6 protein-coding genes are annotated in these 7,000 nt (G+C 60.9%); 1 reads left to right on the top strand and 5 read right to left on the bottom strand.

Annotation, left to right across the window (positions count from 1 at the left end):
* Window positions 1–26: 26 nt before the first annotated feature.
* The 5 genes from recJ to RS75_RS24665 form a co-directional block, all read right to left on the bottom strand.
* Window positions 27–1,835 (bottom strand): single-stranded-DNA-specific exonuclease RecJ, encoded by a 1,809-nt coding sequence (gene recJ, locus RS75_RS24685; RefSeq protein WP_084687216.1) that lies wholly within the window; start codon window positions 1,833–1,835, stop codon window positions 27–29.
* Window positions 1,836–1,938: 103 nt separating this feature from the next.
* Complete coding sequence (locus RS75_RS24680; protein ID WP_045025240.1) at window positions 1,939–2,163, bottom strand: hypothetical protein; 225 nt, start codon at window positions 2,161–2,163, stop codon at window positions 1,939–1,941.
* Window positions 2,164–2,342: 179 nt separating this feature from the next.
* Window positions 2,343–3,653 (bottom strand): homoserine dehydrogenase, encoded by a 1,311-nt coding sequence (locus RS75_RS24675; RefSeq protein ID WP_045025239.1) that lies wholly within the window; start codon window positions 3,651–3,653, stop codon window positions 2,343–2,345.
* A gap of 61 nt (window positions 3,654–3,714) precedes the next feature.
* The gene (locus RS75_RS24670) at window positions 3,715–4,935 is read right to left on the bottom strand and encodes an LL-diaminopimelate aminotransferase (RefSeq protein ID WP_045025241.1); all 1,221 of its coding nucleotides are present in this window, start codon (window positions 4,933–4,935) and stop codon (window positions 3,715–3,717) included.
* Between the two features lie 300 nt (window positions 4,936–5,235).
* The gene (locus RS75_RS24665) at window positions 5,236–6,195 is read right to left on the bottom strand and encodes a nucleoside hydrolase (protein WP_045025238.1); all 960 of its coding nucleotides are present in this window, start codon (window positions 6,193–6,195) and stop codon (window positions 5,236–5,238) included.
* 182 nt (window positions 6,196–6,377) lie between these two features.
* Between RS75_RS24665 and RS75_RS24660 the strand changes: the two genes are divergently transcribed.
* Window positions 6,378–7,000, top strand: a 623-nt coding sequence (locus tag RS75_RS24660) for a TSUP family transporter (protein ID WP_045025237.1), incomplete at its 3' end; no start/stop codon positions are given.

Raw genomic sequence — 7,000 nt, 5'->3', positions numbered from 1 at the left:
GAAATTGAAGCTCGATCCGCAGCCCGTCAGGGCGCGAAAGCCGCGTCCAGAACGCGCAACTGCACACGCCTCTGACCCTGCCATAAATCAGCGCCCACGGTGCCCGCGACGTGGATGGACCTGCCGCGCGCATTCAGCAGCATCTGCCCCAGAGGGGCCTCTGCGGCGCGGAATGCGATACCGTCCAGCCGAGAGCCATCCATGGCCTCCAGCGTGATCTTGACATGAGCAGTACCCACGAGGCGCACATCGCGCAGCCGATGGGCAGGCACGGCGAAGATCGGCTGTGAATGGCCGGAGCCGTAAGGACCGGCTTGCTCCAGCTGATCGACGAGCTGCAATGTCGCGCCCGACGCGCCGATCGCGCCATCGATCTTCAGCACGCTGCTTTCCACCAGCTCGCTTACCGTCTTTGCGGCGGCTTCCTCGAAGAAGGTCCGGAGTTTGCCGAGATTGGCGCGCTCCACCGTCAGGCCGGCGGCCATGGCGTGGCCGCCACCCTTGACCAGCAATCCCGCATCCACGGCCGCACGCACCATCCGGCCCATATCGAAACCGTTGATCGAGCGGCCGGAGCCGGTGCCCTTGCCGGAGGGATCGAAAGCAATGGCGAAGGCCGGGCGACGGAAACGATCTTTCAGACGCGAGGCGAGAAGCCCGACGATACCCGGATGCCAGTTTTCACGGGCGGTGACGATGACACCGGCACCAGAGCCGTCGCCATACTCATAAAGCGCCTCCGCTTCGGCTTCGGTCAGCATCACAGCTTCCATCGCCTGTCGCTCGCGGTTCAGCTCGTCGAGCTTTTCGGCGATGACTTCCGCCTGGGATGGGTCTTCGATGGTCAGGAGACGGCTGCCGAGCGCGGCATCGCCGATGCGCCCGCCGGCATTGATGCGCGGCCCGATCAGGAAACCGAAATGATAGGGTGTCACCGGCCCGCCCAGCCCCGCCTTCTTGAACAGCGCGGCAAGCCCCGCATTGTTCATGTGGCGCGCGGCAATCAGCCCCTTCACCACATAGGCGCGGTTCAGCCCCTTCAGCGGCACCACGTCGCACACAGTGGCAAGGGCGACGATATCGAGAAGCGCCAGCAGATCGAGCGTGAAGGCCTGCCGGTTACGTCTGTCTTTCAGCAGCCGCAGGGTGGCGACCAGCACCAGAAACACCACACCGGCGGCGCAGAGATGCCCCTGCCCCGAAAGATCGTCTTCCCGGTTGGGATTGACCAGCGCCACCGCCGGCGGCAGTTCCGAACCGACCTGATGGTGATCGATCACCACCACATCGGTTCCCGCATCTTTGGCGGCGTTCAGTGATTCATGGCTGGTGGAGCCGCAATCGACGGTGACGATCAAGGTCGCGCCATTGGCGGCAAGCTGCTGCATCGCCGCCGGGTTTGGCCCGTAACCTTCGAAAATCCGGTCTGGAATGTAGATTTCCGGCGTCAGCCCGAAATGCGCGAGAAAACGATACATCAACGCGGAAGAAGCAGCACCATCGACGTCGTAATCGCCGAAGATCGCGACTTTCTCCCCCGTATCGATAGCGCGAACCAGCCTTTCGGCCGCCTTCTCGCAATCTGTCAGCATGTGCGGATCAGGCATCAGCGAACGGATGGTCGGATCGAGGAAAGCGAGCGCCTCATCCACACCCACCCCGCGCCCGGCCAGCACCCGTGCAATCAGTTCGGGAATGGCATGGATCTGGGACATGGCCAGCGCACGGTTCTGTGCGGCCTGATCCAGCCGCGAAACCCAGCGTTGCTCTGTGGCCGACCGCTCCACGCTTAGAAACGCGCGGGCCACGGTATCGGCCGGCTCCATCATTGCCATCCTGTCCATCGTCCTGTCATGCGAGTGCGCATCCGCGCCTTGTCATGACAACGGGCTAAATGGCGGTGACGCCTTTTTCAAGCAAAAACGCCCGTATGAGATTTCACACCGAAAAAATCGAGAAAAACGGGCTGACGATCGACACGGCGCCAACCAGCAGCAACAGGGAAAACACCGCGAGCGAACACCAGTTGCGCTCATATTCGGCAATATCGAATTCCATGCTTCGGATATTGTCATTGGCATTGTGAGGCCGCGCCCGGCGACGGGCGACCACAACGCCTTCATGCGTGCTGTCCTTGAAAAGGATAATCGATGTCACGGCCACGCCTCCCTCGCTTGGTGAACATGATTAACCATAGAGCCGAATCGCGTTGTTTTCCAGCGGTTCTGCGGCCTCACCCCCAAATTTTATGGTGGCTCGTGCGGCGGGCGCTTCCGGACAAAAAAAGACCGCGCCTCCATGTGGAAACGCGGTCTCCGGGTTCAAAAAAGGTCTGGAACGTCTCAGGTCCGCTCGATGCGGATGACCTGCGGTTCGCTGACCAGATATTTCTCGTTCTTGATCGCCTTGACGGCCTTGCGGATCGCATCTTCCATCGTCGCATGGGTAACGAGGATGATCGTCTGCGGCGCGCCTTCCACCTGCACGCGCTGGCGCTGCACGATGGATTCCAGCGAGATGTTGTTGTCCGCCATGCGGCTGGCGATGGAGGCGAAGACGCCCGCCTGATCCTTCACCGTCAGCCGGATGAAATAACCGCCCTCATGGCTCTTCATCTTGGCGCGACGATATTCCGTCAGCGATTTCGCCGGGCGGCCGAGCACCGGAACCTGCTGGGCACCGGGACGGCTCTTGGCAATGTCGGCGATATCACCGAGCACGGCCGAGGCGGTGGCGTTGCCGCCCGCACCCGGACCGACCATCAGCAACTCGCCGAGAATATCTGATTCGATCGCCACCGCATTGGTGACGCCATCAACCTGCGCGATGACGGAATCGAGCGGCACCATGGTCGGATGCACCCGCTGCTCGATGCCGGATTCGGTGACCTGCGCCACGCCGAGAAGCTTGATGCGATAACCAAGCTCGGCGGCCGCCTGGATGTCCTCGCTGGAGATATTGGTGATGCCTTCGAGATAGATGTCGTCGGCCGAAATCTTGCTGCCAAAGGCGAGCGTGGTCAGAATGGCGAGCTTGTGGGCGGTATCGTTGCCCTCGATATCGAAGGCCGGATCAGCTTCGGCATAACCCAGCCGCTGTGCTTCCTTCAGACACGCCTCGAACGACAGCCCTTCCTTCTCCATCTTGGTCAGGATGTAGTTGCAAGTGCCGTTCATGATGCCGTAGATGCGCGACACATGGTTGCCGGTCAGCGATTCACGCAACGCCTTGATGACGGGGATACCGCCGGCCACGGCCGCTTCGAAATTGAGGAGCGCGCCCTTGTCTTCGGCAATCGTCGCCAGTTCGACGCCGTGCTTGGCAAGCAGCGCCTTGTTGGCTGTCACCACATGGAGACCGCGTGAAAGCGCTGCGCGCACGGCCTTTTCCGCCTGGCCGGAAGCGCCGCCGACCAGTTCGACCAAAACGTCGATATCGGCTTCGTTCGCAAGCTGTTCGGGCGTATCGAACCAGGTAATACCGTTGAGATCGATACCGCGGTCGCGCGAACGGTCGCGCGCGCTGACAGCAATAATCTCAATCGCGCGTCCGCAGGTGTTTGCAAGTTCGTTGCTTCTCTGCTGGAGGATGCGCACGAGCGAAGCGCCGACAGTGCCGAGCCCCGCTATGCCGATTCTCAATGAATCTGCCATGGGTATGTTCCTGATTTGCTGGTGATGGTGACGGCCGGGACCCGGCCGTCTTCTGTTGCCCTTATCTGTGGGCATTGAGCGAAACGACATTGTGCATCGTTTCGTCAGCGCTCGACAGGAAACGCTTCAGATTGCGCGCGGCCTGACGAATTCGATGCTCGTTTTCAACGAGCGCGAGGCGGACGTAATCATCGCCCATCTCGCCGAAGCCGATGCCGGGAGCAACGGCGATATCAGCCTTCTCGACCAGAAGCTTGGAAAATTCCAGGCTGCCGAGATGGCGGAACTTTTCCGGGATTTTCGCCCAGGCGAACATAGTCGCCGCCGGCGGCGGAACTTCGAAGCCGGCCTTGCCGAAAGTATCGACCATGACGTCGCGACGGCGGCGATAGACGCTGCGCACTTCGGCAATGTCGGAGCCGTCGCCGTTCAGCGCATGCGTCGCCGCAACCTGGATCGGCGTGAAGGCGCCGTAATCCAGATAGGACTTGACGCGGGTCAGCGCCGCGATCAGCCGCTCGTTGCCGACGGCAAAGCCCATGCGCCAGCCGGGCATGGAGAAGGTCTTCGACATGGAGGTGAATTCGACCGCAACGTCGATAGCACCCGGAACCTGAAGAACAGAAGGCGGCGGATTGTCGTCGTCGAAATAGATTTCCGAGTACGCCAAGTCAGACAGCACGATGATCTCGTGCTTCTTCGCGAACGCGATCACGTCCTTGTAGAAATCGAGCGAGGCGACATGCGCCGTCGGGTTCGACGGATAGTTGACGATCAGCGCCAGCGGCTTCGGGATGGAGTGGCGCACCGCCCGCTCCAGCGGACCGAAGAAGCTTTCATCCGGCTCCACATTCATGGAACGGATAACGCCGCCCGCCATCAGGAAGCCGAAGGCGTGGATCGGATAAGTCGGGTTCGGGCACAGGATCACGTCACCCGGCGCGGTGATGGCCTGCGCCATATTGGCGAAGCCTTCCTTGGAGCCAAGCGTTGCGACGACCTGCGTATCCGGGTTGAGCTTCACGCCGAAACGGCGGGCGTAATAGCCAGCCTGTGCACGGCGAAGGCCGGGAATGCCCTTGGACGAGGAATAACGATGGGTGCGAGGATCCTGAACGACTTCGCAAAGCTTGTCGACGATCGCCTTGGGGGTCGGAAGGTCAGGATTGCCCATGCCGAGATCGATGATATCGGCTCCGGCCGCTCGCGCGCTCGCTTTCAAACGGTTGACCTGTTCGAAGACGTATTGCGGCAGACGCCGGACCTTATGAAACTCTTCCATCTCTTTCCTCATGGAAATGGACCGGTTCTGCCGGCCCATAACGAAGTTCGTTCTTGTTTTCAAACGCCGCCGACACGAACCGATCCGGCAGACGTTATTCATTGTACCGCAAAGCACTGGAAAACCTACAGGGGTTTTCTCCGTCGGCGCGGCATCGCGATCATCCGCCTTGTGCTTCCGGCACGGCCTTTTCAGACCCCCGGCAAGGCGGATTGCGCAATGTAATCAGGAAACCTGCATAACGCCAGATTCTGGGAAAATGCAAGGCAGACCATGCTCAAGATCGGCCATTTCGGCCGTTCAGCCGCGCTCGCCCTTCACAATTGCCGCGCGGATGACCGAAAGCACCCGCTCCGGCTTGATATCCGTGCAGACGAGCTGGCTTGGATGTCCGTCCCAGTCGCCCGGCGGAAAGGCGCGGCCATCCGGCTTCTGAATGGTCTGACCATCGGCAAGCCCGCCGCAGACGACGCGCACCGGGCCGCTGCGGGTCTCAAACAGCTCCGGCGCAACGAGGTAGACGCAGGCGCAACTGTCATGCACCACCATGCCGTCGCCGGTGCGGGTCTTGTAGAAATCGATGTAGAATTGCGACAGATCGGAAAGCAGCTGCACCGGCTTGCCGCCTGCTTCCGCCATCTCCGCCATGAAGGCGCTGGTCATCACCGTTTTCGTCGTCACGTCGAGGCCGACGACGACCACACGCCAGGGTGCCGTGAAAACCAGATCGGCCGCTTCGGGATCGCCGTGAATATTGGCCTCGGCCGCCGGCGAAATATTGCCGTTGATGTCGAAGGCACCGCCCATGACGATCACCTGCTTCACCAGCGCCGCAAAATCCGGCTCCTCGCGCAGCGCCAGCGCCAGATTTGTCATGCGGCCGACGGCGATCAGCGTCACCTCGCCGGGATGGGCCTTGACCGTCTCGATGATGAACCGATGCGCCGGGCGCGGATCGAGCGGCAGATCGATGGTCTCAGGGATATCGATATCGCCGAGACCGTTCTCGCCGTGGATGAATGTCGGCCAATGGCCTTCCTTGCGGGCAGGATCGAAGGTTACGCCAGCCCCTTTCGCAACCGGCGCGGTCATCTGCCATTCCCGCTTGAGGAAAAGCGCATTGCGGGTGGTGATATCGATAGGCGCGTTGCCGAAGACAGTGGTGACGCCGATCAGATCGATATCGGGGTGGCGATGCAGGAACAGAAGCGCCATGGCGTCATCCACACCGGGGTCCGTATCGAATATCACTTTATGCATAATGCCCTCATCCGAATGTCTTAAGCGCCATCGCCTCTCCTAGCGAAGCGCCACGGAAACATACCCATAAGCGGCAACACCGCAATCCCCCTGTCTGCACCAGATCGGAGAGAAAAATATTGCGTGGCGATCTTTTCGGTGAAAGAAGAGGCCCTCTCCTTCCGCCTGCTCGGACATGCCAAGTGCAAGACATCGCCCTCAACGTTTTTCTGGTTCTCTTCTGCGTCGCCATCTTTGCCGGATTTATCGATTCCATCGCAGGCGGCGGCGGTCTCATCACCATTCCGGCCATGCTGATCATGGGCATTGCGCCGCTCGACACGCTCGGCACCAACAAGCTGCAATCGCAGTTCGGTTCGGCATCGGCCACCATCGCCTATGCAAGGCGCGGTCATGTCAATCTGAGGGAGCAATTGCCGATGGCCGTCATGGCCATGTTCGGCGGCATGCTTGGCGCGATCACCGCCGCCTTCGTGCCGTCGGATCTCCTGCGCACCATCATGCCGTTCCTGCTGATCGCCATCGCCCTCTATTTCGCCTTCAAGCCGCAGCTCAGCGATATCGACAGCCATCGCCGCATCACGCCTTTCGTTTTCGGCCTTACCGCCGCACCGCTGGTGGGTTTTTATGACGGTGTTTTCGGCCCCGGCGCGGGTTCCTTCTACATGCTGTCCTTCGTCGCGCTTGCCGGTTTCGGCATGCTGAAGGCGACCGCCCATACCAAGCTCCTGAACCTCGGTTCGAACTTCGGCGGCTTCGTTGTTTTTGCGGCTGGAGGTGCTGTTCTCTGGAAGCTCGGCCTCGC

Source organism: Rhizobium nepotum 39/7 (assembly GCF_000949865.1).
In the GTDB taxonomy this organism is placed as follows: Bacteria; Pseudomonadota; Alphaproteobacteria; order Rhizobiales; family Rhizobiaceae; genus Agrobacterium; species Agrobacterium nepotum.
The sequence above is the reverse complement of the archived record's forward strand: the minus strand, read 5'-3'. Positions and strand labels throughout refer to the sequence as shown.

Excerpts from the sequence above, each read along its gene's own strand:
- recJ (WP_084687216.1), bottom strand. The coding sequence starts at position 1,835 with ATGGCAATGATGGAGCCGGCCGATACCGTGGCCCGCGCGTTTCTAAGC.
- RS75_RS24675 (WP_045025239.1), bottom strand. The coding sequence starts at position 3,653 with ATGGCAGATTCATTGAGAATCGGCATAGCGGGGCTCGGCACTGTCGGC.
- RS75_RS24665 (WP_045025238.1), bottom strand. The coding sequence starts at position 6,195 with ATGCATAAAGTGATATTCGATACGGACCCCGGTGTGGATGACGCCATG.
- RS75_RS24670 (WP_045025241.1), bottom strand. The coding sequence starts at position 4,935 with ATGGAAGAGTTTCATAAGGTCCGGCGTCTGCCGCAATACGTCTTCGAA.